Annotated in this window: 34 protein-coding genes; all 34 read right to left on the minus strand. The window is 56.2% G+C overall.

The window, feature by feature from the left end; translation table 11 throughout:
- Nucleotides 1–116 precede the first annotated feature (116 nt).
- The gene (gene rplQ / locus AC3WJP_RS26755) at nucleotides 117–503 is read right to left on the minus strand and encodes a 50S ribosomal protein L17 (RefSeq protein WP_493724192.1); all 387 of its coding nucleotides are present in this window, start codon (nucleotides 501–503) and stop codon (nucleotides 117–119) included.
- A 42-nt stretch (nucleotides 504–545) separates the two neighbouring features.
- Nucleotides 546–1,547 (minus strand): DNA-directed RNA polymerase subunit alpha, encoded by a 1,002-nt coding sequence (locus tag AC3WJP_RS26760; protein WP_226507464.1) that lies wholly within the window; start codon nucleotides 1,545–1,547, stop codon nucleotides 546–548.
- A gap of 22 nt (nucleotides 1,548–1,569) precedes the next feature.
- Entirely contained in the window at nucleotides 1,570–2,190 is a 621-nt protein-coding gene (rpsD, locus tag AC3WJP_RS26765) for a 30S ribosomal protein S4 (RefSeq protein ID WP_226507465.1), read from the minus strand.
- An 18-nt stretch (nucleotides 2,191–2,208) separates the two neighbouring features.
- On the minus strand, nucleotides 2,209–2,598 hold the full coding sequence (gene rpsK, locus AC3WJP_RS26770; protein WP_002555466.1) for a 30S ribosomal protein S11: 390 nt from the start codon (nucleotides 2,596–2,598) through the stop codon (nucleotides 2,209–2,211).
- A gap of 30 nt (nucleotides 2,599–2,628) precedes the next feature.
- On the minus strand, nucleotides 2,629–2,985 hold the full coding sequence (gene rpsM, locus AC3WJP_RS26775; protein WP_008374135.1) for a 30S ribosomal protein S13: 357 nt from the start codon (nucleotides 2,983–2,985) through the stop codon (nucleotides 2,629–2,631).
- 129 nt (nucleotides 2,986–3,114) lie between these two features.
- The gene (gene rpmJ / locus AC3WJP_RS26780; RefSeq protein ID WP_002555468.1) at nucleotides 3,115–3,231 is read right to left on the minus strand and encodes a 50S ribosomal protein L36; all 117 of its coding nucleotides are present in this window, start codon (nucleotides 3,229–3,231) and stop codon (nucleotides 3,115–3,117) included.
- A 28-nt stretch (nucleotides 3,232–3,259) separates the two neighbouring features.
- A complete protein-coding gene (gene secY / locus AC3WJP_RS26785; protein ID WP_226507466.1) occupies nucleotides 3,260–4,591 on the minus strand; it encodes a preprotein translocase subunit SecY in 1,332 nt (443 codons plus the stop codon).
- On the minus strand, nucleotides 4,592–5,026 hold the full coding sequence (rplO, locus tag AC3WJP_RS26790) for a 50S ribosomal protein L15 (protein WP_226507467.1): 435 nt from the start codon (nucleotides 5,024–5,026) through the stop codon (nucleotides 4,592–4,594). It lies immediately after the preceding gene.
- A gap of 3 nt (nucleotides 5,027–5,029) precedes the next feature.
- A complete protein-coding gene (rpmD, locus tag AC3WJP_RS26795; protein WP_003176408.1) occupies nucleotides 5,030–5,206 on the minus strand; it encodes a 50S ribosomal protein L30 in 177 nt (58 codons plus the stop codon).
- 2 nt (nucleotides 5,207–5,208) lie between these two features.
- On the minus strand, nucleotides 5,209–5,709 hold the full coding sequence (gene rpsE, locus AC3WJP_RS26800) for a 30S ribosomal protein S5 (RefSeq protein ID WP_407312822.1): 501 nt from the start codon (nucleotides 5,707–5,709) through the stop codon (nucleotides 5,209–5,211).
- A gap of 3 nt (nucleotides 5,710–5,712) precedes the next feature.
- Nucleotides 5,713–6,063, minus strand: a complete 351-nt coding sequence (rplR, locus tag AC3WJP_RS26805; protein ID WP_003186037.1) for a 50S ribosomal protein L18 — start codon at nucleotides 6,061–6,063, stop codon at nucleotides 5,713–5,715.
- A 10-nt stretch (nucleotides 6,064–6,073) separates the two neighbouring features.
- On the minus strand, nucleotides 6,074–6,607 hold the full coding sequence (gene rplF, locus AC3WJP_RS26810; protein ID WP_493724193.1) for a 50S ribosomal protein L6: 534 nt from the start codon (nucleotides 6,605–6,607) through the stop codon (nucleotides 6,074–6,076).
- A 12-nt stretch (nucleotides 6,608–6,619) separates the two neighbouring features.
- Nucleotides 6,620–7,012, minus strand: a complete 393-nt coding sequence (gene rpsH / locus AC3WJP_RS26815; protein ID WP_493724194.1) for a 30S ribosomal protein S8 — start codon at nucleotides 7,010–7,012, stop codon at nucleotides 6,620–6,622.
- Nucleotides 7,013–7,226: 214 nt separating this feature from the next.
- On the minus strand, nucleotides 7,227–7,532 hold the full coding sequence (gene rpsN, locus AC3WJP_RS26820; RefSeq protein ID WP_493724195.1) for a 30S ribosomal protein S14: 306 nt from the start codon (nucleotides 7,530–7,532) through the stop codon (nucleotides 7,227–7,229).
- A 14-nt stretch (nucleotides 7,533–7,546) separates the two neighbouring features.
- Nucleotides 7,547–8,086 (minus strand): 50S ribosomal protein L5, encoded by a 540-nt coding sequence (gene rplE, locus AC3WJP_RS26825; protein ID WP_226507472.1) that lies wholly within the window; start codon nucleotides 8,084–8,086, stop codon nucleotides 7,547–7,549.
- 20 nt (nucleotides 8,087–8,106) lie between these two features.
- Nucleotides 8,107–8,421 (minus strand): 50S ribosomal protein L24, encoded by a 315-nt coding sequence (gene rplX, locus AC3WJP_RS26830; RefSeq protein WP_049860773.1) that lies wholly within the window; start codon nucleotides 8,419–8,421, stop codon nucleotides 8,107–8,109.
- 11 nt (nucleotides 8,422–8,432) lie between these two features.
- Nucleotides 8,433–8,801: a 50S ribosomal protein L14 gene (gene rplN, locus AC3WJP_RS26835; protein ID WP_002555479.1), complete on the minus strand. Its 369-nt coding sequence runs from the start codon at nucleotides 8,799–8,801 to the stop codon at nucleotides 8,433–8,435.
- A gap of 23 nt (nucleotides 8,802–8,824) precedes the next feature.
- Complete coding sequence (gene rpsQ, locus AC3WJP_RS26840) at nucleotides 8,825–9,091, minus strand: 30S ribosomal protein S17 (protein ID WP_043192528.1); 267 nt, start codon at nucleotides 9,089–9,091, stop codon at nucleotides 8,825–8,827.
- A 2-nt stretch (nucleotides 9,092–9,093) separates the two neighbouring features.
- Complete coding sequence (gene rpmC / locus AC3WJP_RS26845) at nucleotides 9,094–9,285, minus strand: 50S ribosomal protein L29 (protein WP_002555481.1); 192 nt, start codon at nucleotides 9,283–9,285, stop codon at nucleotides 9,094–9,096.
- Nucleotides 9,285–9,698 (minus strand): 50S ribosomal protein L16, encoded by a 414-nt coding sequence (gene rplP, locus AC3WJP_RS26850; RefSeq protein ID WP_226507474.1) that lies wholly within the window; start codon nucleotides 9,696–9,698, stop codon nucleotides 9,285–9,287. Before rplP ends, rpmC begins: the two co-directional genes overlap by 1 nt.
- 12 nt (nucleotides 9,699–9,710) lie before the next feature.
- Nucleotides 9,711–10,397 carry a 30S ribosomal protein S3 gene (gene rpsC, locus AC3WJP_RS26855; RefSeq protein ID WP_008065719.1) on the minus strand — a complete coding sequence of 229 codons (687 nt, stop codon included), beginning with the start codon at nucleotides 10,395–10,397 and terminating at the stop codon, nucleotides 9,711–9,713.
- Nucleotides 10,398–10,410: 13 nt separating this feature from the next.
- Entirely contained in the window at nucleotides 10,411–10,743 is a 333-nt protein-coding gene (gene rplV / locus AC3WJP_RS26860; protein WP_003210077.1) for a 50S ribosomal protein L22, read from the minus strand.
- A gap of 11 nt (nucleotides 10,744–10,754) precedes the next feature.
- Nucleotides 10,755–11,030, minus strand: coding sequence for a 30S ribosomal protein S19 (gene rpsS, locus AC3WJP_RS26865; RefSeq protein ID WP_002555486.1), 276 nt, complete (start codon nucleotides 11,028–11,030; stop codon nucleotides 10,755–10,757).
- Between the two features lie 16 nt (nucleotides 11,031–11,046).
- Entirely contained in the window at nucleotides 11,047–11,871 is an 825-nt protein-coding gene (gene rplB / locus AC3WJP_RS26870; RefSeq protein ID WP_493724196.1) for a 50S ribosomal protein L2, read from the minus strand.
- Between the two features lie 14 nt (nucleotides 11,872–11,885).
- The gene (gene rplW, locus AC3WJP_RS26875) at nucleotides 11,886–12,185 is read right to left on the minus strand and encodes a 50S ribosomal protein L23 (protein ID WP_226507476.1); all 300 of its coding nucleotides are present in this window, start codon (nucleotides 12,183–12,185) and stop codon (nucleotides 11,886–11,888) included.
- Entirely contained in the window at nucleotides 12,182–12,784 is a 603-nt protein-coding gene (rplD, locus tag AC3WJP_RS26880; protein ID WP_493724197.1) for a 50S ribosomal protein L4, read from the minus strand. Before rplD ends, rplW begins: the two co-directional genes overlap by 4 nt.
- Nucleotides 12,785–12,796: 12 nt before the next feature.
- Nucleotides 12,797–13,432, minus strand: a complete 636-nt coding sequence (gene rplC, locus AC3WJP_RS26885; RefSeq protein WP_226507478.1) for a 50S ribosomal protein L3 — start codon at nucleotides 13,430–13,432, stop codon at nucleotides 12,797–12,799.
- An 81-nt stretch (nucleotides 13,433–13,513) separates the two neighbouring features.
- The gene (gene rpsJ / locus AC3WJP_RS26890) at nucleotides 13,514–13,825 is read right to left on the minus strand and encodes a 30S ribosomal protein S10 (protein WP_003186070.1); all 312 of its coding nucleotides are present in this window, start codon (nucleotides 13,823–13,825) and stop codon (nucleotides 13,514–13,516) included.
- A gap of 140 nt (nucleotides 13,826–13,965) precedes the next feature.
- A complete protein-coding gene (gene tuf / locus AC3WJP_RS26895) occupies nucleotides 13,966–15,159 on the minus strand; it encodes an elongation factor Tu (RefSeq protein ID WP_493724198.1) in 1,194 nt (397 codons plus the stop codon).
- A 32-nt stretch (nucleotides 15,160–15,191) separates the two neighbouring features.
- On the minus strand, nucleotides 15,192–17,294 hold the full coding sequence (gene fusA, locus AC3WJP_RS26900) for an elongation factor G (protein ID WP_493724199.1): 2,103 nt from the start codon (nucleotides 17,292–17,294) through the stop codon (nucleotides 15,192–15,194).
- Nucleotides 17,295–17,324: 30 nt separating this feature from the next.
- Entirely contained in the window at nucleotides 17,325–17,795 is a 471-nt protein-coding gene (rpsG, locus tag AC3WJP_RS26905; protein WP_002555493.1) for a 30S ribosomal protein S7, read from the minus strand.
- A 119-nt stretch (nucleotides 17,796–17,914) separates the two neighbouring features.
- Entirely contained in the window at nucleotides 17,915–18,286 is a 372-nt protein-coding gene (gene rpsL, locus AC3WJP_RS26910) for a 30S ribosomal protein S12 (protein WP_003186084.1), read from the minus strand.
- A gap of 216 nt (nucleotides 18,287–18,502) precedes the next feature.
- Nucleotides 18,503–22,702 carry a DNA-directed RNA polymerase subunit beta' gene (gene rpoC / locus AC3WJP_RS26915; RefSeq protein WP_493724200.1) on the minus strand — a complete coding sequence of 1,400 codons (4,200 nt, stop codon included), beginning with the start codon at nucleotides 22,700–22,702 and terminating at the stop codon, nucleotides 18,503–18,505.
- Nucleotides 22,703–22,770: 68 nt separating this feature from the next.
- Entirely contained in the window at nucleotides 22,771–26,844 is a 4,074-nt protein-coding gene (gene rpoB, locus AC3WJP_RS26920) for a DNA-directed RNA polymerase subunit beta (protein WP_493724201.1), read from the minus strand.
- Nucleotides 26,845–26,876: the final 32 nt, after the last annotated feature.

Raw genomic sequence — 26,876 nt, forward strand, 5'->3', positions numbered from 1 at the left:
GTCACCAGCGTGGCCACCACAGCCAAGCTGGTTGCGCTTACGCGCAACGCGCCATGCCTGGCGCACCATAAAAAAACCGGGCACTGGGCCCGGTTTTCTTGAACAGACTTTTCGTCTTATTCAGCAGCTTCTACAACGCCACCGACAGGACGATCAACCAGTTCGACGTACGCCATAGGCGCGTTGTCGCCAGCGCGGAAACCGCACTTGAGGATGCGCAGGTAGCCACCCTCACGGGTTGCATAACGCTTGCCCAGATCGTTGAACAGTTTGCCAACGATAGCTTTCGAACGAGTACGGTCGAAAGCCAGACGACGGTTAGCAACGCTATCGGTCTTGGCCAGGGTGATCAGCGGCTCGGCTACGCGACGCAGTTCCTTGGCTTTAGGCAATGTAGTTTTGATCAGCTCGTGCTCGAACAGCGACACCGCCATGTTCTGGAACATAGCCTTACGGTGCGAGCTGGTACGGCTCAGGTGGCGACCACTTTTACGATGACGCATGGTTCATTCCTTACCAAACACGACGTTCGGTGATTACGACGATCAGGCAGTCGCCTTGTCGTCCTTCTTAAGACTTGCAGGCGGCCAGCTGTCGAGGCGCATGCCGAGAGACAGACCACGCGAGGCCAATACATCCTTGATTTCAGTCAAGGATTTCTTGCCCAGGTTCGGAGTCTTCAACAGTTCTACTTCGGTGCGCTGAATCAGATCACCAATGTAGTAAATGTTCTCCGCCTTGAGGCAGTTAGCCGAACGTACGGTCAGTTCCAAATCGTCAACCGGGCGGAGCAGGATCGGATCGATCTCGTCTTCCGGTTCAACCACTGGTGCCTCGGCTTCACCTTTGAGGTCCACGAACGCAGCCAACTGCTGTTGCAGGATGGTTGCAGCGCGACGGATAGCCTCTTCAGGATCCAGAGTACCGTTGGTTTCCAGATCAATAACCAGCTTGTCCAGGTTAGTGCGCTGTTCGACACGGGCGTTTTCCACCACGTATGCGATACGACGTACCGGGCTGAACGAAGAGTCAAGCTGCAAGCGACCAATGCTGCGGCTTTCGTCTTCATCGCTTTGACGCGAGTCGGCCGGTTCATAACCACGACCACGAGCTACAACGAGCTTCATGTTCAGGGCGCCGTTAGACGCCAGGTTAGCGATTACGTGATCGGGGTTAACGATCTCGACATCATGATCCAGCTGAATATCGGCAGCGGTAACCACCCCCGAACCCTTTTTCGACAAGGTCAGCGTAACTTCGTCACGACCGTGCAGCTTGATGGCGAGACCTTTAAGGTTCAACAGGATTTCAATGACATCTTCCTGTACACCTTCGATGGCGCTGTACTCGTGGAGTACACCGTCAATCTCGGCCTCGACTACTGCACAGCCAGGCATGGAGGACAACAGGATGCGGCGCAGCGCGTTGCCCAGGGTATGGCCAAAACCACGCTCGAGAGGCTCGAGGGTAATCTTGGCGCGGGTTGGACTGACAACTTGCACATCAATGTGGCGAGGTGTCAGGAACTCATTTACCGAAATCTGCATGGATGCACCTATTTTCTAGCCCTTACTTGGAGTAGAGCTCGACAATCAGGCTTTCGTTGATGTCGGCGGACAGATCACTGCGAGCTGGAACGCTTTTGAAGACGCCAGATTTTTTCTCAGTGTCTACTTCTACCCATTCTACGCGGCCACGCTGGGCACACAGATCGAGAGCTTGGACAATGCGAAGCTGGTTCTTTGCTTTCTCGCGGATCGCGACCACGTCACCAGCACGAACCTGGTAGGACGGAACGTTTACGGTTTTGCCGTTAACGCTGATCGATTTGTGCGATACCAGCTGACGGGATTCGGCACGAGTCGAACCAAAGCCCATACGGTATACGACGTTGTCCAGACGGCATTCGAGCAGTTGCAGCAGGTTTTCACCGGTTGCACCTTTCTTGCCAGCAGCTTCTTTGTAGTAGCCGCTGAACTGACGCTCGAGAACGCCGTAGATACGACGGACTTTCTGCTTTTCACGCAGCTGGGTGCCGTAGTCGGACTGGCGGCCGCGGCGCTGGCCGTGGATACCTGGGGCTGCTTCGATATTGCACTTCGATTCCAGGGCGCGAACGCCGCTTTTCAGGAACAGGTCAGTGCCTTCACGACGAGCCAGTTTGCATTTTGGACCAATGTAACGAGCCATTATCTATCGTCTCCTGAATTACACGCGGCGCTTCTTCGGCGGACGGCACCCGTTATGCGGGATTGGCGTCACGTCGGTGATGCTGGCGATCTTATAGCCGCAGCCGTTCAATGCACGGACAGCGGACTCACGACCTGGACCTGGACCTTTGACGTTGACGTCAAGGTTTTTCAGGCCATATTCCAGCGCAGCTTGACCAGCACGTTCAGCAGCTACTTGAGCAGCGAACGGGGTGGACTTGCGAGAACCGCGGAAACCCGAACCGCCGGAGGTAGCCCAGGACAGGGCGTTACCTTGACGATCGGTAATGGTCACGATGGTGTTGTTGAAAGACGCGTGGATGTGGGCGATGCCATCAACCACTGTCTTTTTGACTTTTTTACGAGGACGAGCAGCAGGTTTTGCCATGACTAAATTCCTGTCGATTCGCTGGTGCGATTACTTGCGGATCGGCTTACGAGGACCTTTACGGGTCCGCGCGTTGGTCTTGGTACGCTGACCGCGTACTGGCAGACCACGACGATGACGAAGACCGCGGTAGCAGCCCAGATCCATCAAGCGCTTGATTTTCATGTTGATTTCGCGACGCAGGTCACCTTCAGTGGTGAACTTCGCCACTTCGCCACGCAGCTGTTCAATCTGCTCGTCGCTCAGATCCTTGATCTTCGCAGCTGGGTTTACCCCAGTGTCTGCACAGATTTTCTGTGCAGTTGTGCGACCAACACCATAGATGTAGGTCAGCGAGATAACAGTGTGCTTGTTATCTGGAATGTTAACGCCTGCAATACGGGCCATTCAGTGGGACTCCAATTGACAGCTACCTACGCCCCGGAAGCCAAGAAATAGGGCGCAAGATGATATCGCTGTAATAACAAATAATCAACCCAGCAGCGCACTAGCTGCTGGGCTTGTAGCACATCACACTCAGCCTTGGCGCTGCTTGTGACGCGGTTCCGCGCTGCAAATGACTCGAACGACGCCTTCGCGACGAATGATTTTGCAGTTACGGCACAGCTTTTTCACCGATGCACGAACTTTCATTGCCAACTCCTCGAACCTTAAGGGACTCTCAGCGCAGCAGACCGCTGCCACCGTAGCCTTTCAGGTTGGCTTTTTTCATCAGGGATTCGTACTGGTGCGAAACGAGGTGCGATTGTACTTGGGACATGAAGTCCATCACAACCACTACCACAATCAGCAACGAAGTCCCGCCAAGGTAGAACGGAACGTTTGCAGCCACCACCAGGAACTGGGGAAGCAGGCAGACGCACATCATGTACAGAGCACCGAACATGGTCAAACGAGTCAGGACGCCATCAATGTAGCGTGCCGACTGCTCGCCTGGACGAATACCCGGAATAAAGGCACCGGACTTCTTCAGGTTTTCCGCTACGTCTTTCGGATTGAACATCAACGCCGTATAGAAGAAGCAGAAGAAAATAATCCCTGCACTAAACAGCAGAATATTCAACGGCTGACCAGGAGCGATCGACTGCGAGAGATCCTGCAGCCAGCCCATACCCGCAGACTGACCGAACCATTGACCCAGCGAAGCCGGGAACAACAGGATGCTGCTCGCGAAAATAGCCGGTATCACACCAGCCATATTCACTTTCAGCGGCAAGTGGCTCGTCTGCGCGGCGAAGACCTTGCGGCCCTGCTGACGCTTGGCATAGTGAACGGCGATACGCCGCTGACCACGCTCGATGAACACCACGAAACCGATGATCGCTACTGCCAACACACCGATCGCAACCAGCGCGAAGATGTTGATATCGCCCTGACGTGCAGACTCGAAAGACTGCCCTACTGCTCTCGGAAGACCGGCGACGATACCCGAAAAAATCAGCATCGAGATACCGTTACCGACACCACGCTCGGTAATCTGCTCGCCCAGCCACATCATGAACATCGCACCGGCCACAAAAGTGGACACCGCAACGAAATAGAAGCTGAGACCACCAGCGAACGCTACACCCTGGTTGGCCAGGCCAATGGACATGCCAATTGCTTGAACCAAAGCCAGGATGACGGTGCCATAGCGGGTGTACTGGCTGATCTTGCGACGGCCAGCTTCACCTTCCTTCTTCAACTGCTCCAGCTGCGGGCTCACGGCGGTCATCAGCTGCATGATGATCGATGCCGAAATGTACGGCATGATCCCCAGTGCAAAAATGCTCATCCGTTCCAGCGCGCCGCCGGAAAACATGTTGAACAAGCTAAGAATGGTCCCCTCATTCTGTTTGAACAGATCGGCCAGCCGGTCCGGGTTGATACCAGGCACTGGGATGTGTGCGCCTATTCGGTAGACGATAATCGCCAGGAATAGAAAACGCAGACGAGCCCAAAGCTCCGATAACCCGCCTTTGCTGAGCGCTGAGAGAGCACCTTGCTTAGCCATTTATTCCTCGAACTTGCCGCCAGCTGCTTCGATAGCCGCACGCGCACCTTTGGTGGCGGCGATTCCCTTGATGGTCACAGCGCGAGTCACTTCACCGGACAGCATGATTTTCACACGCTGTACGCTTTGGTTGATCACGTTGGCATCCTTCAAGGACTGCACGGAGACGATGTCGCCTTCCACTTTGGCCAGCTCGGACAGACGCACTTCTGCGCGATCCATGGCTTTCAGCGAAACGAAACCGAACTTCGGCAGACGACGATGCAGCGGCTGTTGACCGCCTTCGAAGCCTGGAGCAATGGTGCCACCGGAACGGGAGGTTTGACCTTTGTGGCCACGGCCACCAGTCTTGCCCAAACCGCTACCGATACCACGGCCCGGACGATGCTTTTCACGACGGGAACCCGGCGCTGGACTCAGATCATTGAGTTTCATCGATTAACCCTCGACTCGCAGCATGTAGTAAGCCTTGTTGATCATCCCGCGATTTTCGGGAGTATCCTGGACTTCTACAGTGTGACCGATGCGACGCAGACCCAGACCCTTAACGCACAGTTTGTGGTTAGGGATGCGGCCGGTCATGCTTTTGATCAGCGTTACTTTGACGGTAGCCATGATCAGACGATCTCCTCTACGCTCTTGCCGCGTTTAGCAGCAATCGACGATGGGGACTGCATCGACTTCAGACCTTTGAAAGTGGCATGAACCACGTTCACAGGGTTGGTCGAACCGTAGCACTTGGCCAGAACGTTCTGAACACCAGCGACTTCCAGTACGGCACGCATTGCGCCGCCGGCGATGATGCCGGTACCTTCGGAAGCAGGCTGCATGTACACCTTCGAAGCGCCGTGAGCGGACTTCATGGCGTACTGCAGAGTGGTACCGTTCAGGTCCACCTGGATCATGTTGCGACGAGCAGCTTCCATAGCCTTCTGGATTGCAGCAGGCACTTCACGCGACTTGCCACGGCCGAAGCCGACACGGCCTTTGCCATCACCTACCACGGTCAACGCGGTGAAGGTGAAGATACGGCCGCCTTTAACGGTTTTTGCAACGCGGTTCACTTGAACCAGCTTCTCGATGTAGCCTTCGTCGCGCTTTTGGTCGTTATTTGACATAACTTAGAACTCCAGCCCAGCTTCACGAGCAGCATCAGCCAGCGCTTTCACGCGACCATGGTACTTGAAGCCAGAGCGGTCGAAAGCCACCTGCGAGACGCCAGCGGCCTTAGCACGCGTAGCGACCAGCTGGCCAACCTTAGTGGCCGCGTCGATGTTGCCAGTGGCGCCATCACGCAGTTCTTTGTCCAAAGTCGAGGCACTTGCCAAGACTTTGTTGCCGTCGGCCGAGATGACCTGGGCATAGATGTGTTGCGACGAGCGGAACACGCAGAGACGCACGACTTCGAGTTCGTGCATTTTCAGGCGTGCTTTGCGAGCGCGACGCAGACGAGTAACTTTTTTGTCGGTCATTTGCTAGGCCCTACTTCTTCTTGGCTTCTTTACGACGGACGACTTCGTCCGCGTAACGCACACCTTTACCTTTGTAAGGCTCTGGCGGACGGAAATCGCGGATTTCGGCGGCCACTTGACCCACCAGCTGCTTGTCGATGCCCTTGATCAGGATATCGGTCTGGCTAGGAGTCTCAGCGGTGATGCCTGCCGGCAGTTCATAATCCACCGGGTGCGAGAAGCCGAGAGCCAGGTTCAGCACTGTGCCTTTTGCCTGTGCTTTGTAACCAACACCGACCAGCTGGAGCTTGCGCTCGAAGCCTTGGCTTACGCCTTGGACCATGTTGTTGACCAGAGCACGGGTAGTACCTGCCATTGCACGGGTCTGTTGATCGCCGTTTTTGGCAGCGAAACGCAGTTCGCCAGCCTCTTCAACGATTTCAACCGACGAGTGAACGTTCAGTTCGAGAGTGCCCTTGGCACCCTTCACCGAAAGCTGCTGACCGACGAATTTGATTTCGACGCCCGATGGCAGCTTTACGGGGTTCTTAGCGACGCGAGACATGCTTATCCCCCCTTAGAACACTGTGCAAAGAACTTCGCCGCCGACACCGGCAGCGCGCGCAGCACGATCCGTCATCACACCTTTGTTGGTGGAGACGATAGACACGCCCAGACCGCCACGTACTTTCGGCAGATCTTCGACGGACTTGTACTGACGCAGGCCTGGACGACTTACGCGTTTGACTTCTTCAATGACCGGACGGCCTTCGAAGTACTTGAGCTCGATGGAAAGCGACGGTTTTACTTCGCTGCTTACCTGGAAACCCGCGATATAGCCTTCGTCCTTCAGAACTTTAGCTACAGCTACCTTCAACGTGGAAGACGGCATGCTCACAACGGCCTTTTCAGCCATCTGGGCATTACGGATTCGAGTTAGCATGTCCGCTAACGGGTCCTGCATACTCATGGGCTAGACGCTCCTGATACAAAAAAAATGAGCCTTGCGGCTGCTACACATCGCCGAGCATGTGATCCGGTCCAAAAACCCGGGCTCAGGCGAGCCGGCAATTCTAAACGTACTCCACAAATGAAACAAGCCCCATAAGGGGCTTGATTCAAGTGCGAGGTCACCGGCGGTCGGCTGATCTCTCAGCGTCGCGCCGTGCCTCTGCCGCAACGGCTTACCAGCTGGCTTTGACCAGACCTGGTACGTCACCGCGCATGGCTGCTTGACGCAGCATGTTACGGCCGAGGCCGAATTTGCGGTAAACGCCGTGTGGACGGCCAGTCAGGCGGCAACGGTTACGCAGGCGCGAAGCGCTGGCGTCACGTGGTTGCTTCTGCAGTGCAACGGTAGCTTCCCAACGTGCTTCTGGACTTGCGTTCAGATCAACGATGATAGCTTTCAGTGCAGCGCGCTTCTTGGCGTATTTTGCGACCGTTTGCTGACGCTTCAGCTCACGGTTCTTCATGCTCGTCTTGGCCATTATTCCGTCTCCAATCAGTTGCGGAACGGGAATTTGAAAGCACGCAGCAGAGCGCGACCTTCTTCATCCGAACGTGCAGTAGTGGTCAGGGTGATGTCCAGACCGCGAAGAGCATCGATCTTGTCGTAATCGATTTCCGGGAAGATGATCTGCTCTTTCACGCCCATGCTGTAGTTGCCACGACCATCGAAGGACTTGGCATTCAGGCCGCGGAAGTCGCGTACCCGAGGCAGGGAGATCGCCAGCAGGCGGTCCAGGAATTCGTACATACGATCACGGCGCAGAGTGACTTTGACGCCAATCGGCCAGCCCTCACGGACTTTGAAGCCCGCGATGGATTTACGAGCAAAAGTCACGACGGCTTTTTGGCCGGTGATTTTCTCGAGGTCGGCAACAGCGTGCTCGATGACTTTTTTGTCGCCGATTGCTTCGCCAACACCCATGTTCAGGGTGATCTTGGTAACGCGCGGAACTTCCATCACGTTCGCAAGCTTAAGTTCTTCCTTAAGCTTGGGGGCGATTTCCTTCCGATAAATCTCTTTGAGTCGTGCCATGGTCTTCTACCTAGCAGTGTTCAAGCATCAACCGCTTTTTGGGTCGACTTGAAGACACGAATTTTTTTGCCTTCTTCTACTTTGAAACCAACGCGGTCAGCCTTGTTGGTTTCGCCGTTGAAAATGGCGACGTTAGAAGCGTGCAATGGCGCTTCTTTCTCGACGATACCGCCCTGTACGCCCGACATCGGGTTAGGCTTGGTATGACGCTTGACCAGGTTTACACCACCAACGACCAGACGGTCATCAGCGAGAACCTTCAGCACCTTACCGCGCTTACCTTTGTCTTTGCCGGCGATCACGATGATCTCGTCGTCACGACGAATCTTTTGCATGTCGGATCTCCTTACAGCACTTCTGGGGCGAGCGAGACGATCTTCATGAACTTCTCAGTACGAAGTTCACGGGTCACTGGCCCAAAGATACGGGTGCCGATTGGCTCTTGCTTGTTGTTCAACAGAACAGCAGCGTTGCCATCGAAGCGGATGATGGAGCCGTCAGCACGACGAACGCCGTGACGAGTGCGGACTACAACAGCAGTCATCACTTGACCTTTCTTCACCTTGCCACGAGGAATTGCTTCCTTCACGGTCACCTTGATGATGTCACCGATGCCAGCGTAACGACGGTGCGAACCGCCGAGTACCTTGATGCACATAACGCGACGAGCGCCACTGTTATCGGCCACATCGAGCATGGATTGAGTCTGAATCATAAAATTTCTCCGACCCTTAGCCCTTAGACTTCAACAGCGCGTTCGAGAACGTCAACCAGTGCCCAGGACTTGGTCTTGGCCAGCGGACGGGTTTCACGAATAGTGACCTTGTCGCCGATCTTGCACTGGTTGGTTTCGTCGTGAGCGTGCAGCTTAGTCGAACGCTTAACGTATTTACCGTAGATCGGGTGCTTTACGCGACGCTCGATCAGAACGGTGATGGTTTTGTCCATCTTGTCGCTGACAACACGGCCAGTCAGCGTACGGACGGTTTTTTCGGCTTCAGCCATGATCACTTACCTGCCTGCTGGTTGAGCACAGTTTTCACGCGAGCGATGTCGCGCTTCACTTGCGAGAGCAGGTGAGACTGCCCCAACTGGCCAGTTGCTTTCTGCATGCGCAGATTGAACTGGTCGCGCAGCAAGCCGAGCAGTTGCTCGTTCAGTTGCTGTGCTGATTTTTCACGAAGTTCATTCGCTTTCATCACATCACCGTCCGCTTAACAAAGGAGGTGGCGAGAGGCAGCTTTGCAGCTGCCAAGGCGAAAGCCTCACGCGCCAGCTCTTCAGTAACACCCTCGATTTCATACAGGACTTTGCCTGGCTGAATCTGGGCAACCCAATATTCTACCGAACCTTTACCTTTACCCATCCGCACTTCGAGAGGCTTCTTGGAAATCGGCTTGTCCGGGAATACACGGATCCAGATCTTGCCGCCACGTTTCACGTGACGGGTCAGAGCACGACGTGCCGACTCGATCTGGCGGGCGGTGAGACGACCGCGGGCAACAGCTTTCAAGGCGAATTCGCCGAAGCTGACTTTGCTACCGCGCAGTGCCAGACCACGGTTGTGGCCAGTCATCTGCTTGCGGAACTTCGTACGCTTTGGTTGCAACATTACGCGTACTCCTTATTTAGCAGCTTTTTTACGAGGCGCTGGCGCTTGAGGTTTCAGCTCTTCCTGGCGACCACCAATTACTTCGCCTTTGAAGATCCAAACCTTGACACCGATCACACCGTAAGTGGTGTGAGCTTCGTAGTTTGCGTAGTCGATATCGGCACGCAGGGTGTGCAGTGGCACACGACCCTCGCGGTACCATTCAGTACGTGCGATTTCAGCACCGCCGAGACGACCGCTCACTTGGATCTTGATGCCCTTGGCACCAATGCGCATGGCGTTCTGTACGGCGCGCTTCATGGCGCGACGGAACATCACACGACGCTCCAGCTGCTGAGCTACGCTCTGCGCAACCAGCATACCGTCGAGTTCCGGCTTGCGGATCTCTTCGATATTGATGTGCACAGGCACACCCATTTGCTTGGTCAGGTCCTGACGCAGTTTCTCAACATCTTCACCTTTCTTCCCGATAACGATACCTGGACGAGCAGTGTGGATGGTGATGCGTGCAGTTTGGGCCGGACGATGGATATCGATACGGCTCACGGACGCGCTTTTTAGTTTGTCTTGGAGGTATTCACGCACCTTCAGATCTGCGAGCAAATAGTCCGCATAAGTCCGACCGTCTGCGTACCAGACGGAGGTGTGCTCCTTGACGATTCCCAGGCGTATGCCAATGGGATGTACTTTCTGACCCATCTGATCTACTCCGTTACTTGTCAGCAACCTTGACAGTGATATGGCAAGACCGCTTGACGATGCGATCAGCACGGCCTTTGGCACGTGGCATGATGCGCTTCAGCGAACGCCCTTCGTTGACGAAAACGGTGCTGACCTTCAGGTCATCAACGTCTGCGCCTTCGTTGTGCTCGGCGTTGGCTACGGCCGACTCCAGCACTTTCTTGATGATTTCTGCTGCTTTCTTGCTGCTGAAAGCCAACAGGTTGAGCGCTTCGCCCACCTTTTTCCCGCGAATTTGGTCGGCGACCAAGCGGGCTTTTTGGGCGGAGATTCGAGCGCCCGACAACTTAGCGGCTACTTCCATTTCCAGACCCCTTAACGCTTGGCTTTCTTGTCAGCCACGTGCCCGCGATATGTGCGGGTACCGGCGAACTCGCCCAGTTTATGACCGACCATGTCTTCGTTCACGAGAACGGGGACGTGTTGACGACCGTTGTGTACAGCGATGGTCAGACCGACCATTTGTGGCAGGATCATCGAACGACGCGACCAGGTTTTCACCGGCTTGCGATCATTCTTTTCCGCCGCCACTTCGATCTTCTTCAGTAGGTGAAGATCAATAAAAGGACCTTTTTTCAAAGAACGTGGCACTGTCGTATCCCTCTATTTACTTGCGACGACGGACGATCATTTTGTCGGTACGCTTATTACCACGAGTCTTGGCACCCTTAGTCGGGAAGCCCCATGGCGATACCGGATGACGACCACCGGAGGTACGACCTTCACCACCACCATGTGGGTGGTCAACCGGGTTCATGGCAACACCACGAACGGTTGGGCGAACGCCACGCCAGCGTTTGGCACCAGCTTTACCCAGCGAACGCAGGCTGTGCTCGGAGTTCGAGACTTCACCCAGGGTCGCACGGCATTCAGCCAGGACTTTACGCATTTCACCAGAGCGCAGACGCAGGGTCACGTAGACACCTTCGCGAGCGATCAGCTGAGCCGAGGCACCAGCGGAACGAGCGATCTGAGCACCTTTGCCCGGCTTCAATTCGATGCCGTGAATGGTGCTACCCACTGGGATATTGCGCAGCTGCAGAGTGTTGCCTGGCTTGATTGGAGCCAGAGCACCTGAGATCAGCTGGTCGCCAGCATTCACACCTTTAGGTGCGAGGATGTAACGACGCTCGCCGTCTGCGAACAGAACCAGTGCAATGTGAGCAGTACGGTTTGGATCGTATTCGATACGCTCGACAGTGGCTGGAATGCCATCTTTGTCGTTGCGACGGAAGTCGACCAAACGGTAATGCTGCTTATGACCACCACCCACGTGACGTGTAGTGATACGGCCATTGTTGTTACGACCACCAGACTTCGATTTTTTCTCGAGCAGCGGTGCGTGAGGAGCGCCTTTATGCAGCTCCTTGTTGACCACCTTGACCACATGACGGCGGCCAGGGGAAGTCGGTTTGCATTTAACGATTGCCATGATGCACCCCTTCCTTACTCAGCACTGCTGCTGAAATCGAGATCTTGGCCTGGCTGAAGGGAGATAACTGCCTTCTTCCAGTCATTACGCTTGCCCAGACCGCGAGCAGTGCGCTTGCTTTTACCCAGAACGTTCAGGGTAGTCACACGCTCAACTTTCACGCTGAACAGGCTTTCGACGGCCTTCTTGATTTCAAGCTTGGTTGCGTCAGTAGCAACCTTGAAAACGAACTGACCTTTCTTGTCAGCCAGACCCGTGGCCTTCTCGGAAACGTGCGGGCCAAGCAGAACTTTAAATACGCGTTCCTGGTTCATCCCAGCAGCTCCTCGAATTTCTTCACGGCAGACACAGTGATCAACACTTTGTCGTAGGCGATCAGACTAACTGGGTCGGAACCTTGCACGTCACGTACATCAACGTGTGGCAGGTTACGAGCAGCCAGGTACAGATTCTCGTCGACGGAGTCGGAGACAATCAGTACGTCGGTCAGGCCCATGCCATTCAGTTTGTTCAGCAGGTCTTTGGTTTTCGGTGCTTCAACAGCGAAATCCTGAACCACGACCAGGCGATCGGTGCGGACCAGCTCAGCGAGGATGGAGCGCAGTGCTGCGCGATACATCTTCTTGTTGAGCTTTTGGCTGTGATCTTGTGGACGAGCTGCAAAGGTGGTGCCGCCGCCGCGCCAGATTGGGCTGCGGATGGTACCGGCACGAGCACGGCCAGTACCTTTCTGACGCCACGGGCGCTTACCGCCACCACGAACGTCGGAACGGGTTTTTTGCTGGGCAGTACCCTGACGGCCGCCGGCCATGTAGGCCACGACTGCTTGGTGCACCAGCGTCTCGTTGAACTCGCCGCCGAAAGTCAGTTCGGAAACTTCGATCGCTTGAGCGTCATTTACATTCAATTGCATTTTCGCTTCCCCTTAACCGCGAGCCTTGGCTGCCGGACGCACAACCAGGTTGCCGCCAGTAGCGCCAGGAACAGCACCCTTGACGAGCAGCAGATTGCGTTCAGCGTCGACGCGCACAACTTCCAGGGACTGAACGGTCACGCGCTCTGCGCCCATATGACCGGACATTTTTTTGCCCTTGAAAACACGACCAGGAGTCTGGCACTGGCCGATAGAGCCAGGGACGCGGTGGGAGACGGAGTTACCGTGGGTGTTATCTTGACCGCGGAAATTCCAACGCTTGATGGTACCGGCAAAGCCTTTACCCTTGGACTGACCGGTAACGTCTACCAGTTGGCCTGCAGCGAAGATTTCAGCATTGATCAAGTCGCCAGCCTGGTACTCGCCTTCTTCAAGACGGAATTCCCAGACACCGCGACCCGCAGCAACGTTCGCCTTGGCGAAGTGACCTGCTTGAGCAGCAGTCACGCGCGAAGCACGACGCTCGCCGACAGTGACTTGCACTGCACGATAGCCATCAGTTTCTTCATTTTTGAACTGGGTGACGCGATTCGGCTCGATCTCAATGACCGTAACCGGAATAGAGACACCTTCTTCGGTAAAAATGCGGGTCATACCGCACTTACGACCGACTACACCAATAGTCATGTTGTAAACCTCATGAGTGTACGGGGCTTTCACCCGCTATGGCCGCCCATTTCAGAGCGTTACACGACTAAGACCCAAGTCTTAGCCGAGGCTGATCTGCACTTCTACACCAGCCGCAAGATCAAGCTTCATCAACGCGTCAACGGTTTTGTCCGTTGGCTGGACGATGTCCAGAACGCGCTTATGAGTACGGATCTCGTACTGGTCACGCGCGTCTTTGTTGACGTGCGGGGAGACCAGAACGGTGAACCGCTCTTTGCGGGTAGGGAGTGGAATTGGACCACGCACTTGAGCACCAGTACGTTTCGCGGTTTCCACGATTTCCTGGGTGGATTGGTCGATCAGGCGATGGTCAAAAGCCTTCAACCTGATACGGATTTGCTGATTTTGCATTGGATTTCAGACTCCGGCTGCTTTCCCCGCGGGCGCAAGACGCCCGTTAAAAGGAGGCGTGATTTTATAGACGCCTCACCCTGGTGTCAACTCAATAAAAAAGCCCCCGCTAAGCGGGGGCTTTCTCAAATCTTCGCGAATTAAGCGATGATTTTGGCTACGACGCCAGCGCCGACGGTACGACCGCCTTCACGGATAGCGAAACGCAGACCGTCTTCCATTGCGATGGTCTTGATCAGGGTGACAACCATTTTGATGTTGTCGCCTGGCATTACCATTTCAACGCCTTCCGGCAGTTCGCAGTTACCGGTCACGTCAGTGGTCCGGAAGTAGAACTGTGGACGGTAGCCTTTGAAGAACGGAGTGTGACGACCGCCTTCTTCTTTGCTCAACACGTACACTTCAGCTTCGAAGGTAGTGTGCGGCTTGACCGAACCTGGCTTGACCAGAACCTGGCCACGCTCAACGTCGTCACGCTTGGTGCCGCGCAGCAGCACGCCGCAGTTCTCGCCAGCACGACCTTCGTCGAGCAGTTTACGGAACATTTCAACACCGGTGCAGGTGGTGACGGTGGTGTCACGCAGACCAACGATTTCCAGTGGATCTTGAACCTTGACGATGCCGCGCTCGATACGACCGGTAACAACAGTACCGCGACCGGAGATCGAGAATACGTCTTCGATTGGCATCAGGAATGGCTTGTCGATTACGCGAACTGGATCTGGGATGTAGCTGTCCAGAGTCTCGACCAGTTTACGAACGGCAGTGGTGCCCATTTCGTTTTCGTCCAGACCGTCCAGAGCCATACGAGCAGAACCGATGATGATCGGAGTGTCGTCGCCTGGGAAGTCGTAGGTGGACAGCAGGTCACGAACTTCCATCTCGACCAGTTCCAGCAGCTCAGCGTCGTCTACCAGGTCAGCCTTGTTCAGGAAGACCACGATGTACGGAACGCCTACCTGACGGGACAGCAGGATGTGCTCGCGGGTTTGTGGCATCGGACCATCAGCGGCCGAGCAAACCAGGATAGCGCCGTCCATCTGAGCAGCACCGGTGATCATGTTTTTCACGTAGTCAGCGTGACCTGGGCAGTCAACGTGAGCGTAGTGACGGATCAGCGAGTTGTATTCAACGTGCGCGGTGTTGATGGTGATACCGCGAGCTTTTTCTTCTGGTGCGCTGTCGATCTTGTCGAAGTCAACACGAGCCGAACCGAAAACTTCGGAGCAGACGCGAGTCAGAGCAGCGGTCAGAGTGGTTTTACCGTGGTCAACGTGACCGATGGTGCCAACGTTGACGTGCGGAAGGGAACGATCAAATTTTTCTTTAGCCACGACAATTAACTCCTAGCCTAAAGGGGCTGATATCAGCCTTGTTTTTTAACGATAGCTTCGACGACGTTCGACGGAGCCTCGGAGTATTTGGAGAATTCCATAGAGTAGCTCGCGCGACCCTGGGACATGGAACGAACGTCGGTCGCATAACCGAACATTTCACCCAACGGTACTTCGGCACGGATAACCTTGCCGGAGACAGTATCTTCCATACCCTGGATCAGACCACGACGACGGTTCAGGTCACCCATCACGTCACCCATGTAATCCTCAGGTGTTACAACTTCAACCTTCATGATTGGCTCAAGCACCACGCCACCGCCTTTGGAGGCCAGTTGCTTGGTCGCCATGGAGGCTGCCACCTTGAACGCCATCTCGTTGGAGTCGACGTCGTGGTAAGAACCATCGAAAACGGTCGCCTTCAGGCCGATCAGCGGATAGCCGGCAACGACGCCGTTCTTCATCTGCTCTTCGATACCCTTCTGGATCGCTGGGATGTATTCCTTCGGAACCACACCACCAACCACTTCGTTCACGAATTGCAGACCTTCCTGACCTTCATCAGCAGGGGCAAAACGGATCCAGCAGTGGCCGAACTGACCACGACCGCCGGACTGGCGAACGAACTTGCCTTCGATCTCACAAGCCTTCGTGATTTTCTCACGATAGGAAACTTGTGGTTTACCGATGTTGGCTTCGACGTTGAACTCACGGCGCATCCGATCAACCAGGATGTCCAGGTGCAATTCGCCCATGCCGGAGATGATCGTTTGACCAGTCTCTTCATCAGTCTTGACGCGGAAAGAAGGGTCTTCCTGAGCGAGCTTGCCCAGTGCGATACCCATTTTTTCCTGGTCATCCTTGGTTTTTGGCTCAACGGCAACCGAAATAACCGGCTCCGGGAAGTCCATGCGAACCAGGATGATTGGCTTTTGAGCGTCACAGAGGGTATCACCAGTGGTGACGTCCTTCATGCCGATCAGGGCCGCGATGTCGCCAGCGCGTACTTCCTTGATCTCTTCACGGGTGTTTGCGTGCATTTGCACCATACGACCCACACGCTCTTTCTTGCCTTTGACCGAGTTGATCACGCCGTCGCCGGAGTTCAACACGCCCGAGTAAACGCGAGCGAAGGTCAAAGTACCCACGAATGGGTCGGTAGCGATCTTGAACGCCAAAGCCGAGAACGGCTCGTTGTCGTCTGCATGACGCTCCATGGCGATGTTCTCGTCATCCGGGTCGGAACCCTTGATGGCAGGAATGTCGACCGGCGCAGGCAGGTAGTCGATAACGGCGTCGAGAACCAGGGGAACACCCTTGTTCTTGAACGAAGAACCACAGACGGCCAGAACGATCTCACCAGCGATAGTACGCTGACGCAGAGCGGCTTTGATCTCTTCGACGGTGAGCTCTTCACCTTCGAGGTACTTGTTCATCAGCTCTTCAGTGGCTTCAGCAGCTGCTTCGACCATGTTGCTGCGCCACTCTTCAGCCAGTTCCTGCAGTTCTGCAGGGATAGCTTCACGGCGAGCTTTCATGCCCTTGTCAGCGTCGTCCCAGTAGACGGCTTCCATGGAGATCAGGTCGATCTGGCCCTGGAAGTTGTCTTCCGAACCGATAGCGAGCTGGATAGGCACAGGAGTGTGACCCAGACGCTGCTTGATCTGACCGATCACGCGCAGGAAGTTGGCACCGGCACGGTCCATCTTGTTCACGTAAACGAGACGTGGAACACCGTACTTGTTGGCTTGACGCCATACGGTTTCGGACTGCGGCTCAACACCCGAAGTACCGCAGAACACAACGACGGCGCCGTCGAGTACGCGCAGCGAGCGCTCTACTTCGATGGTGAAGTCAACGTGACCCGGGGTATCGATGATGTTGAAGCGGTGCTTAGGGAACTGCTTGTTCGAGCCTTCCCAGAACGCGGTAGTAGCAGCGGAGGTAATGGTAATACCCCGCTCCTGCTCCTGCACCATCCAGTCCATGGTCGCGGCGCCATCATGCACCTCGCCCATTTTGTGGTTTACGCCCGTGTAAAACAGGACGCGCTCGGTGGTAGTGGTTTTACCCGCATCCACGTGAGCGACGATACCGATGTTACGGTAGCGATTGATATCAGTTGTACGAGCCATAAAGCCCTCGCAAAGTAAGTGACGCCGGATTTAGAAGCGGTAGTGCGAGAACGCTTTGTTGGCTTCAGCCATACGGTGAACGTCTTCACGCTTCTTAACTGCAGCACCTTTGCCTTCAGCAGCGTCCAACAGTTCGCCAGCCAAACGCAGAGCCATAGACTTTTCACCACGCTTGCGCGCGAAGTCTACCAACCAGCGCATTGCCAGAGCGTTACGACGGGACGGACGAACTTCGACCGGAACCTGGTAAGTAGCACCGCCTACACGGCGCGACTTCACTTCGACCAGCGGAGCGATGGCGTCGAGAGCTTTCTCGAAGATTTCCAGGGGATCGCTGTTCTTGCGTTCTTTAACCTTTTCCAGCGCGCCATAAACGATACGCTCGGCAACGGCTTTCTTGCCGCTTTCCATCACGTGGTTCATGAACTTGGCCAGGATCTGGCTTCCGTATTTTGGATCGTCAAGCACTTCGCGCTTGGCTGCTACGCGTCTTCTTGGCATGGATAAGCCCTCAAACGGTCTTCAGGTTAGCTCGGGAACCTGCCCCAATGGGGTCACGCCCGACCTTACTCTTATCGACTCAGAAAAAATAAAAATCGTTTAGTGCAACAAGCGGCGAATTACTTCGGACGCTTGGTACCGTACTTCGAACGACCCTGGTTACGGCCTTTGACGCCCGAAGTATCCAGCGAGCCGCGAACGGTGTGGTAACGAACACCTGGCAAGTCTTTTACACGACCGCCACGGATCAGTACGACGCTGTGCTCTTGCAGGTTGTGGCCTTCACCGCCGATGTACGAGGAAACCTCGAAACCGTTGGTCAGGCGCACACGGCATACTTTACGCAGTGCCGAGTTAGGTTTTTTCGGCGTGGTGGTGTACACACGGGTGCACACGCCACGACGTTGCGGGCAGTTCTGCAGCGCAGGTACGTCGGATTTCTCGACGATACGCTTACGCGGCTGACGTACCAGCTGGTTGATAGTTGCCATCTACTAGCTCCACTGTTGTCTTGCGACGCTATTGTCTTACAAGAAAAGCAAAATGGCAGGACACACGTCCCGCCAGATTTAGGGGTACAAGAGTCTAAAGAGGATCTTGTCCCCAGTCAAGGCAAGGCCCCGGTCTCCTCGCTCGACAAATACCAACAAAGTTTGTCAGTACCTGCCGATCGAGGCCACCAGGGCCGTGCTTGTACTACCGCCGACTCAGTTACCGCTAGAGTTCAGCGCTTCGGTCAGTGCAGCTTCCACTTCACTGGCGCTTACGCGCAACGGCTTGTCGGCTTCACGGCGACGCTTGCGCTCGCTGTGGTACGCCAGGCCGGTACCCGCCGGGATCAAACGACCCACGACCACGTTTTCTTTCAGGCCGCGCAGGTAATCGCGCTTGCCGGTGACAGCCGCTTCCGTCAGTACGCGAGTGGTCTCCTGGAAGGAGGCCGCCGAGATGAACGATTCGGTCGACAACGACGCCTTGGTGATACCGAGCAGCACACGAGTGTACTTGGAGACGAATTTCTCGTCGCCGGCCAGACGCTCGTTCTCGCCCAGTACATGGGTGAGTTCCATCTGGTCGCCCTTGATGAACGAAGAGTCGCCGGACTCGGAGATCTCAACTTTACGCAGCATCTGACGCAGGATGGTCTCGATGTGCTTGTCGTTGATCTTCACGCCCTGCAGACGGTAAACGTCCTGGATCTCGTTGACGATGTACTTGGCGAGCGCGCTCACACCCAGCAGACGCAGAATGTCGTGCGGATCGCTAGGACCGTCGGAAATGACCTCGCCGCGGTTCACTTGTTCGCCTTCGAAGACGTTCAGGTGACGCCACTTCGGAATCAGCTCTTCATACGGATCGGTACCGTCGTTCGGGGTAATGACCAGACGGCGCTTGCCCTTGGTCTCTTTACCGAACGCGATGGTGCCGCTGACTTCAGCCAGAATCGAAGCTTCCTTCGGACGACGCGCTTCGAACAAGTCGGCAACACGCGGCAGACCACCGGTGATGTCGCGGGTTTTCGAAGTTTCCTGCGGAATACGGGCGATAACGTCACCCACACCCACTTGCACACCATCCGCCACGCCGACCAGGGCGTTGGCTGGCAGGAAGTACTGAGCCGGTACGTCGGTACCTGGCAGCAGCAGATCCTTGCCGTCCACACCAACCATCTTGACCGCTGGGCGAATTTCCTTGCCGGCAGCCGGACGGTCTTTGGCGTCGAGTACTTCGATGTTGGTCAGGCCGGTCAGTTCGTCTGTTTGACGCTTGATCGTGATGCCTTCTTCCATGCCCACGTAGGTCACGGTACCTTTCATCTCGGTGACGATCGGGTGAGTGTGCGGATCCCACTTGGCCACGATTGCGCCAGCGTCGACCTTGTCGCCTTCCTTCACCGAAATCACGGCACCGTACGGCAGCTTGTAGCGCTCGCGCTCACGACCGAACTCGTCGGCAATCGCCAACTCACCGGAACGCGACACGGCAACCAGGTTGCCATCCAGACGCTCTACATGCTTCAGGTTGTGCAGACGGACGGTACCGCCATTCTTCACCTGAACACTGTCAGCTGCGGAGGTCCGGCTTGCCGCACCACCGATGTGGAACGTACGCATGGTCAGCTGGGTACCCGGCTCACCGATGGACTGGGCAGCGATAACGCCGACCGCTTCACCAATGTTCACCTGGTGACCACGAGCCAGATCACGGCCGTAGCACTTGGCGCAGATGCCGTAACGGGTTTCGCAGCTGATTGGCGAGCGCACGATGACTTCGTCGATGCTGTTCAGCTCGATGAATTCAACCCACTTCTCGTCGACCAGAGTGCCAGCAGGAACGATGACATCATCGGTACCCGGCTTGAACACGTCACGGGCGATCACACGACCCAGTACACGCTCACCCAGCGGCTCTACAACGTCACCGCCTTCAATGTGCGGCGTCATCAGCAGGCCGTGCTCGGTGCCGCAGTCGATCTCGGTCACGACCAAGTCCTGTGCGACGTCTACCAGACGGCGAGTCAGGTAACCGGAGTTAGCGGTTTTCAACGCGGTATCCGCAAGACCCTTACGAGCACCGTGAGTCGAGATGAAGTACTGCAGTACGCTCAGACCTTCACGGAAGTTCGCGGTGATCGGCGTCTCGATGATCGAGCCGTCCGGCTTGGCCATCAGACCACGCATACCAGCCAACTGACGAATCTGAGCTGCCGAACCCCGAGCACCGGAGTCAGCCATCATGTACATCGAGTTGAAGGATTCCTGGTCAACTTCGTTGCCATGGCGGTCGATGACCTTCTCTTTCGAGAGGTTCGACATCATCGCCTTGGACACTTCGTCGTTGGCCTTGGACCAAAGGTCGATCACCTTGTTGTACTTCTCGCCCTGGGTAACCAGGCCCGATGCGTACTGGCTTTCGATCTCTTTCACTTCGTCGGTCGCGGCACCGATGATACGAGCCTTCTCATCCGGGATAACGAAGTCGTTAACGCCGATGGAAACACCCGAAATCGTCGAGTAGGCGAAACCGGTGTACATCAACTGGTCAGCGAAGATGACGGTCTCTTTCAGACCGACCACGCGGTAGCACTGGTTGATCAGCTTGGAGATCGCCTTTTTCTTCATCGGCAAGTTGACGACGTCGAAGGACAGACCTTTCGGCACGACCTGGAACAGCAACGCACGGCCGACGGTGGTGTCGACGATACGAGTACCGCTCACGCTGCCGCCGTCACGGTCGTTGACCGTCTCGTTGATACGGACCTTGATCTTGGCGTGCAGCGCTGCTTCGCCGGCGCGGAATACGCGGTCGACTTCCTGCAGATCTGCAAACACGCGGCCTTCGCCCTTGGCGTTGATCGCTTCACGGGTCATGTAGTACAGACCCAGTACAACGTCCTGCGACGGAACGATGATCGGCTCACCGTTGGCGGGCGACAGGATGTTGTTGGTCGACATCATCAGCGCACGGGCTTCGAGCTGGGCTTCCAGGGTCAGCGGTACGTGGACCGCCATCTGGTCGCCGTCGAAGTCGGCGTTGTACGCAGCACAGACCAGAGGGTGCAGCTGGATAGCCTTGCCTTCGATCAGTACCGGTTCAAACGCCTGAATACCCAGACGGTGAAGGGTCGGTGCACGGTTGAGCAATACGGGGTGTTCGCGAATCACTTCGGCGAGAACGTCCCATACTTCCGGCAGCTCGCGCTCGACCATCTTCTTGGCGGCTTTGATGGTGGTGGCCAGGCCACGCACTTCCAGCTTGCCGAAGATGAACGGCTTGAACAGCTCGAGCGCCATCTTCTTCGGAAGACCGCACTGATGCAGGCGCAGGGTCGGGCCTACGGTAATTACCGAACGACCCGAGTAGTCAACGCGCTTGCCGAGCAAGTTCTGACGGAAACGACCCTGCTTACCCTTGATCATGTCGGCCAGGGATTTCAGAGGACGCTTGTTCGAACCCGTAATGGCACGACCGCGACGACCGTTGTCGAGCAAGGCATCGACGGCTTCCTGCAGCATGCGCTTTTCGTTGCGCACGATGATGTCAGGAGCCGAGAGGTCCAGCAGACGCTTCAGACGGTTGTTACGGTTGATCACTCGACGATACAGATCGTTGAGGTCGGAAGTGGCGAAACGACCGCCATCCAGCGGGACCAGTGGACGCAGATCTGGCGGCAGAACCGGCAGAACGGTCAACACCATCCACTCTGGCAGGTTGCCGGAACCCTGGAAGGCTTCCATCAACTTCAGACGCTTGGACAGCTTCTTGATCTTGGTTTCGGAGTTGGTTTGCGGAATTTCTTCGCGCAGACGGCCAATCTCGTGTTCCAGGTCGATAGCGTGCAGCAGCTCGCGGACAGCCTCGGCACCCATGCGGGCGTCGAAGTCGTCACCGAACTCTTCGAGGGCTTCGAAGTACTGCTCGTCGTTCAGCAACTGGCCTTTTTCAAGGGTGGTCATGCCCGGGTCGATAACGACATAGCTCTCGAAGTAGAGAACGCGTTCGATATCACGCAGGGTCATGTCCATCAGCAGGCCGATACGGGACGGCAGCGATTTCAGGAACCAGATGTGAGCGACCGGCGAGGCCAGCTCGATGTGAGCCATGCGCTCGCGACGGACCTTGGCCAGTGCAACTTCAACGCCGCACTTTTCGCAGATCACGCCACGGTGCTTGAGGCGCTTGTACTTGCCGCACAGGCACTCGTAGTCCTTGACTGGGCCAAAGATCTTGGCGCAGAACAGGCCGTCACGCTCAGGTTTGAACGTACGGTAGTTGATGGTTTCCGGCTTTTTAACTTCACCGAACGACCACGAACGGATCATCTCAGGCGATGCCAACCCGATACGGATAGCATCGAACTCTTCGACTTGACCCTGGTTTTTCAGCAAATTCAGTAGGTCTTTCAAGGCCTTTCCTCCTGGCGGAGCAGAGCGCGGGCTGATGATTCAGCACCGCTCTCGATTCGCGTCGCGTGTTATTCGGTTTCCAGATCGATATCGATACCGAGAGAACGAATCTCTTTGATCAACACGTTGAAGGACTCGGGCATGCCCGGCTCCATACGGTGATCGCCGTCCACGATGTTTTTGTACATCTTGGTCCGACCGTTCACATCGTCCGACTTCACTGTGAGCATTTCCTGCAGAGTGTAGGCGGCGCCGTATGCTTCCAGTGCCCAGACCTCCATCTCCCCGAAACGCTGACCACCGAACTGAGCCTTACCACCCAGCGGCTGCTGGGTAACCAGGCTGTACGAACCAGTGGAACGCGCGTGCATCTTGTCGTCCACCAAGTGGTTCAGTTTCAGCATGTACATGTAGCCAACGGTGACATGACGCTCAAACTTGTTGCCGGTACGGCCGTCGAACAGCTGCATCTGGCCGCTTTCTGGCAGGTCCGCCAGTTTCAGCATGGCCTTGATTTCGCTTTCCTTGGCACCATCGAACACCGGAGTGGCCATTGGTACACCGGCACGCAGGTTCTTCGCCAGGTCGAGAATTTCCTGGTCGCTGAAGCTTTCCAGGTTTTCCTGACGGCCACCGATCTCGTTGTAGATCTCGGTGAGGAACTTGCGCAGCTCGATCACTTTGCGCTGCTCTTCGAGCATGCGGTTGATCTTCTCGCCCAGGCCCTTGGCCGCGAGGCCCAGGTGGGTTTCAAGGATCTGACCGACGTTCATACGCGAAGGTACGCCCAACGGGTTCAAGACGACGTCGACGGGAGTACCGTATTCGTCGTGCGGCATGTCTTCTACCGGCATGATCACCGAGACTACACCTTTGTTACCGTGACGACCGGCCATCTTGTCGCCCGGCTGGATGCGGCGACGAATGGCAAGGTAGACCTTGACGATCTTCAGCACGCCCGGCGCCAGGTCATCGCCCTGTTGCAGCTTGCGCTTCTTGTCTTCGAACTTGTCGTCCAGCAGACGGCGACGATCAACGATGTAAGCCTGAGCCTTCTCGAGTTGCTCGTTCAGCGCGTCTTCGGCCATGCGCAGTTTGAACCACTGGCCGTGCTCGAGACCGTCGAGAACTTCGTGGGTGATTTCCAGACCTTTCTTCAGGCCGGCACCACCTTCGACGATCTGGCCGACCAAAGCGGAACGCAGACGTTCGAAGGTCGCGCCTTCAACGATGCGGAACTCTTCGTTGAGGTCTTTGCGGATTTCGTCCAACTGCGACTTTTCGATCGAGAGGGCACGGGCATCACGCTCGACGCCATCACGGGTGAAGACCTGTACGTCGATGACGGTACCTTTGGTGCCGGTCGGCACACGCAGGGAGGTGTCTTTGACGTCGCTGGCCTTCTCGCCGAAGATCGCACGCAGCAGTTTTTCTTCCGGAGTCAGTTGGGTCTCGCCTTTCGGAGTGACCTTGCCGACCAGGATGTCGCCGGCGCCGACTTCGGCACCTACGTAAACGATACCGGCTTCGTCCAGCTTGTTCAGTGCCGCTTCACCCACGTTCGGGATGTCGGCAGTGATTTCCTCTGGCCCCAGCTTGGTATCACGCGCCACACAGGTCAGTTCCTGGATGTGGATCGTGGTGAAGCGGTCTTCCTGAACCACACGCTCGGACAGGCAGATGGAGTCTTCGAAGTTGAAGCCGTTCCACGCCATGAACGCGATGCGCATGTTCTGACCCAGTGCCAGCTCACCCATGTCGGTGGACGGACCGTCGGCCATGATGTCGCTGCGCTCTACCTTGTCACCCTTGCTGACCAGCGGACGCTGGTTGATGCAGGTGTTCTGGTTGGAGCGGGTGTACTTGGTCAGGTTGTAGATGTCGACGCCGGCTTCGCCAGTTTCGACTTCGTCATCGTTGACACGCACCACGATACGGCTGGCGTCGACCGAGTCGATCACGCCGCCACGACGAGCCACGACGCAAACGCCGGAGTCACGGGCTACGTTACGCTCCATGCCGGTACCGACCAGCGGCTTGTCGGCGCGCAGGGTAGGTACAGCCTGACGCTGCATGTTCGAACCCATCAACGCACGGTTGGCGTCGTCGTGCTCGAGGAACGGGATCAGCGATGCCGCGACCGAAACTACCTGCTTGGGCGAAACGTCCATCAGGGTGACGTCTTCCGGCGCCTTGACGGTGAATTCGTTCAAGTGACGAACAGCAACCAGCTCGTCGATCAGGACTTTCTTGTCGTTCATCGTGGCCGAAGCCTGGGCGATCACGTGATCGGCCTCTTCGATGGCGGACAGGAACACGATCTCGTCGGTGACCAGAGCGTCTTTCACCACACGGTACGGGCTCTCGAGGAAACCGTACTGGTTGGTGCGCGCATAGGCGGCCAGGGAGTTGATCAGACCGATGTTCGGACCTTCCGGCGTTTCGATCGGGCAGACACGACCGTAGTGCGTCGGGTGTACGTCACGAACTTCGAAGCCTGCGCGCTCACGGGTCAGACCACCAGGGCCGAGTGCGGAGACACGACGCTTGTGGGTGATCTCGGACAGCGGGTTGTTCTGGTCCATGAACTGCGACAGCTGGCTGGAACCGAAGAACTCTTTGACCGCGGCCGCGACTGGCTTGGCGTTGATCAGGTCCTGAGGCATCAGGCCTTCGCTTTCAGCCATCGACAGACGTTCCTTGACCGCACGCTCTACGCGCACCAGGCCAACACGGAACTGGTTCTCTGCCATCTCGCCGACGCAACGTACGCGACGGTTGCCGAGGTGGTCGATGTCATCGACGATGCCTTTGCCGTTACGGATGTCGACCAGGGTCTTCAGGACGGCAACGATGTCGTCCTTGCTCAGCACGCCCGAACCTTCGATTTCGGTACGACCGATACGGCGGTTGAACTTCATGCGGCCCACAGCGGACAGATCGTAGCGCTCAGGGCTGAAGAACAGGTTGTTGAACAGGGTCTCGGCAGCATCCTTGGTAGGTGGCTCGCCAGGACGCATCATCCGATAGATTTCGACCAGGGCTTCCAGCTGGTTGCTGGTGGAGTCGATCTTCAGGGTATCGGAGATGAACGGACCGCAGTCGATGTCGTTGGTGTACAACGTTTCGATGCGCACGACCTGGCCCTTGACGATCTTCGCCAGAAGGTCGGTGGTCAGTTCAGTGTTGCATTCAGCCAGGATTTCGCCGGTAGCCGGGTGCACGATCGCCTTGGCAGTGGTACGGCCAAGCACGTAGTCGATAGGCACTTGCAGCTGCTTGACGCCGGCTTTTTCGATCTGATTGATGTGGCGAGCCGTGATACGACGGCCAGCCTCGACGATGACCTTGCCAGCGCCATCGAGGATATCCAGAGCGGCAATTTCACCACGCAGGCGCTGAGGCACCAGCTCCAGGTTGAGGGTTTCGCCCTCTACGTGGAATACGTTGGTGGTGTAGAAGGAGTCCAGGACTTCTTCAGTGGTGTAACCCAGCGCGCGCAGCAGCACCGAGGCAGGCAGTTTGCGACGACGGTCGATCCGGACGAATACACAGTCTTTCGGATCGAACTCGAAGTCCAGCCACGAGCCACGGTAAGGAATGATGCGAGCGGAGTACAGCAGCTTGCCCGAGCTGTGCGTCTTGCCACGGTCGTGGTCGAAGAACACACCTGGGGAACGGTGCAGCTGGGAAACGATCACACGCTCGGTACCGTTGATTACGAAGGTACCGTTTTCAGTCATCAATGGGATTTCGCCCATGTAGACTTCTTGCTCTTTGATGTCCTTGATCGCTTTGTTCGACGACTCTTTGTCGAAAATGATCAGGCGCACTTTTACTCGCAACGGGACCGCAAAGGTCACGCCACGCAGGACACATTCTTTGACATCAAAAGCCGGTTCGCCCAGACGATAGCCAACGTACTCCAAGGCAGCGTTGCCGGAGTAGCTGATGATCGGGAAAACAGATTTGAAGGCCGCATGCAGGCCCACGTCGCGGAACTGATCCTTGTTCGCTCCCGCCTGCAAGAATTCACGATACGAATCCAGCTGGATGGCCAGGAGGTAAGGCACATCCATGACGTCCGGCAACTTGCTAAAGTCCTTGCGGATACGTTTTTTCTCAGTGTATGAGTAAGCCATCAGCGTTCCCCAGCTTGGTCACCTGCTTGTTT

This window comes from Pseudomonas sp. GW821-FHT01A09, from assembly GCF_058986725.1.

Excerpts from the sequence above, each read along its gene's own strand:
- rplQ (WP_493724192.1), bottom strand. The coding sequence starts at position 503 with ATGCGTCATCGTAAAAGTGGTCGCCACCTGAGCCGTACCAGCTCGCAC.
- AC3WJP_RS26760 (WP_226507464.1), bottom strand. The coding sequence starts at position 1,547 with ATGCAGATTTCGGTAAATGAGTTCCTGACACCTCGCCACATTGATGTG.
- rpsD (WP_226507465.1), bottom strand. The coding sequence starts at position 2,190 with ATGGCTCGTTACATTGGTCCAAAATGCAAACTGGCTCGTCGTGAAGGC.
- rpsK (WP_002555466.1), bottom strand. The coding sequence starts at position 2,598 with ATGGCAAAACCTGCTGCTCGTCCTCGTAAAAAAGTCAAAAAGACAGTG.
- rpsM (WP_008374135.1), bottom strand. The coding sequence starts at position 2,985 with ATGGCCCGTATTGCAGGCGTTAACATTCCAGATAACAAGCACACTGTT.
- rpmJ (WP_002555468.1), bottom strand. The coding sequence starts at position 3,231 with ATGAAAGTTCGTGCATCGGTGAAAAAGCTGTGCCGTAACTGCAAAATC.
- secY (WP_226507466.1), bottom strand. The coding sequence starts at position 4,591 with ATGGCTAAGCAAGGTGCTCTCTCAGCGCTCAGCAAAGGCGGGTTATCG.
- rplO (WP_226507467.1), bottom strand. The coding sequence starts at position 5,026 with ATGAAACTCAATGATCTGAGTCCAGCGCCGGGTTCCCGTCGTGAAAAG.
- rpmD (WP_003176408.1), bottom strand. The coding sequence starts at position 5,206 with ATGGCTACCGTCAAAGTAACGCTGATCAAAAGCATGACCGGCCGCATC.
- rpsE (WP_407312822.1), bottom strand. The coding sequence starts at position 5,709 with ATGTCAAATAACGACCAAAAGCGCGACGAAGGCTACATCGAGAAGCTG.
- rplR (WP_003186037.1), bottom strand. The coding sequence starts at position 6,063 with ATGACCGACAAAAAAGTTACTCGTCTGCGTCGCGCTCGCAAAGCACGC.
- rplF (WP_493724193.1), bottom strand. The coding sequence starts at position 6,607 with ATGTCTCGCGTCGCTAAGAACCCCGTAAAGCTGCCATCGGGCGTCGAA.
- rpsH (WP_493724194.1), bottom strand. The coding sequence starts at position 7,012 with ATGAGTATGCAGGACCCGTTAGCGGACATGCTAACTCGAATCCGTAAT.
- rpsN (WP_493724195.1), bottom strand. The coding sequence starts at position 7,532 with ATGGCCAAGACGAGCATGAAGAACCGTGAGCTGAAGCGTCAGCAAACG.
- rplE (WP_226507472.1), bottom strand. The coding sequence starts at position 8,086 with ATGGCACGACTCAAAGAGATTTATCGGAAGGAAATCGCCCCCAAGCTT.
- rplX (WP_049860773.1), bottom strand. The coding sequence starts at position 8,421 with ATGCAAAAGATTCGTCGTGACGACGAGATCATCGTGATCGCCGGCAAA.
- rplN (WP_002555479.1), bottom strand. The coding sequence starts at position 8,801 with ATGATTCAGACTCAATCCATGCTCGATGTGGCCGATAACAGTGGCGCT.
- rpsQ (WP_043192528.1), bottom strand. The coding sequence starts at position 9,091 with ATGGCTGAAGCCGAAAAAACCGTCCGTACGCTGACTGGCCGTGTTGTC.
- rpmC (WP_002555481.1), bottom strand. The coding sequence starts at position 9,285 with ATGAAAGCGAATGAACTTCGTGAAAAATCAGCACAGCAACTGAACGAG.
- rplP (WP_226507474.1), bottom strand. The coding sequence starts at position 9,698 with ATGTTGCAACCAAAGCGTACGAAGTTCCGCAAGCAGATGACTGGCCAC.
- rpsC (WP_008065719.1), bottom strand. The coding sequence starts at position 10,397 with ATGGGTCAGAAAGTACATCCCATTGGCATACGCCTGGGAATCGTCAAG.
- rplV (WP_003210077.1), bottom strand. The coding sequence starts at position 10,743 with ATGGAAGTAGCCGCTAAGTTGTCGGGCGCTCGAATCTCCGCCCAAAAA.
- rplB (WP_493724196.1), bottom strand. The coding sequence starts at position 11,871 with ATGGCAATCGTTAAATGCAAACCGACTTCCCCTGGCCGCCGTCATGTG.
- rplW (WP_226507476.1), bottom strand. The coding sequence starts at position 12,185 with ATGAACCAGGAACGCGTATTTAAAGTTCTGCTTGGCCCGCACGTTTCC.
- rplD (WP_493724197.1), bottom strand. The coding sequence starts at position 12,784 with ATGCAATTGAATGTAAATGACGCTCAAGCGATCGAAGTTTCCGAACTG.
- rplC (WP_226507478.1), bottom strand. The coding sequence starts at position 13,432 with ATGACTATTGGTGTAGTCGGTCGTAAGTGCGGTATGACCCGCATTTTT.
- rpsJ (WP_003186070.1), bottom strand. The coding sequence starts at position 13,825 with ATGCAAAATCAGCAAATCCGTATCAGGTTGAAGGCTTTTGACCATCGC.
- fusA (WP_493724199.1), bottom strand. The coding sequence starts at position 17,294 with ATGGCTCGTACAACTGATATCAATCGCTACCGTAACATCGGTATCGTC.
- rpsG (WP_002555493.1), bottom strand. The coding sequence starts at position 17,795 with ATGCCAAGAAGACGCGTAGCAGCCAAGCGCGAAGTGCTTGACGATCCA.
- rpsL (WP_003186084.1), bottom strand. The coding sequence starts at position 18,286 with ATGGCAACTATCAACCAGCTGGTACGTCAGCCGCGTAAGCGTATCGTC.
- rpoB (WP_493724201.1), bottom strand. The coding sequence starts at position 26,844 with ATGGCTTACTCATACACTGAGAAAAAACGTATCCGCAAGGACTTTAGC.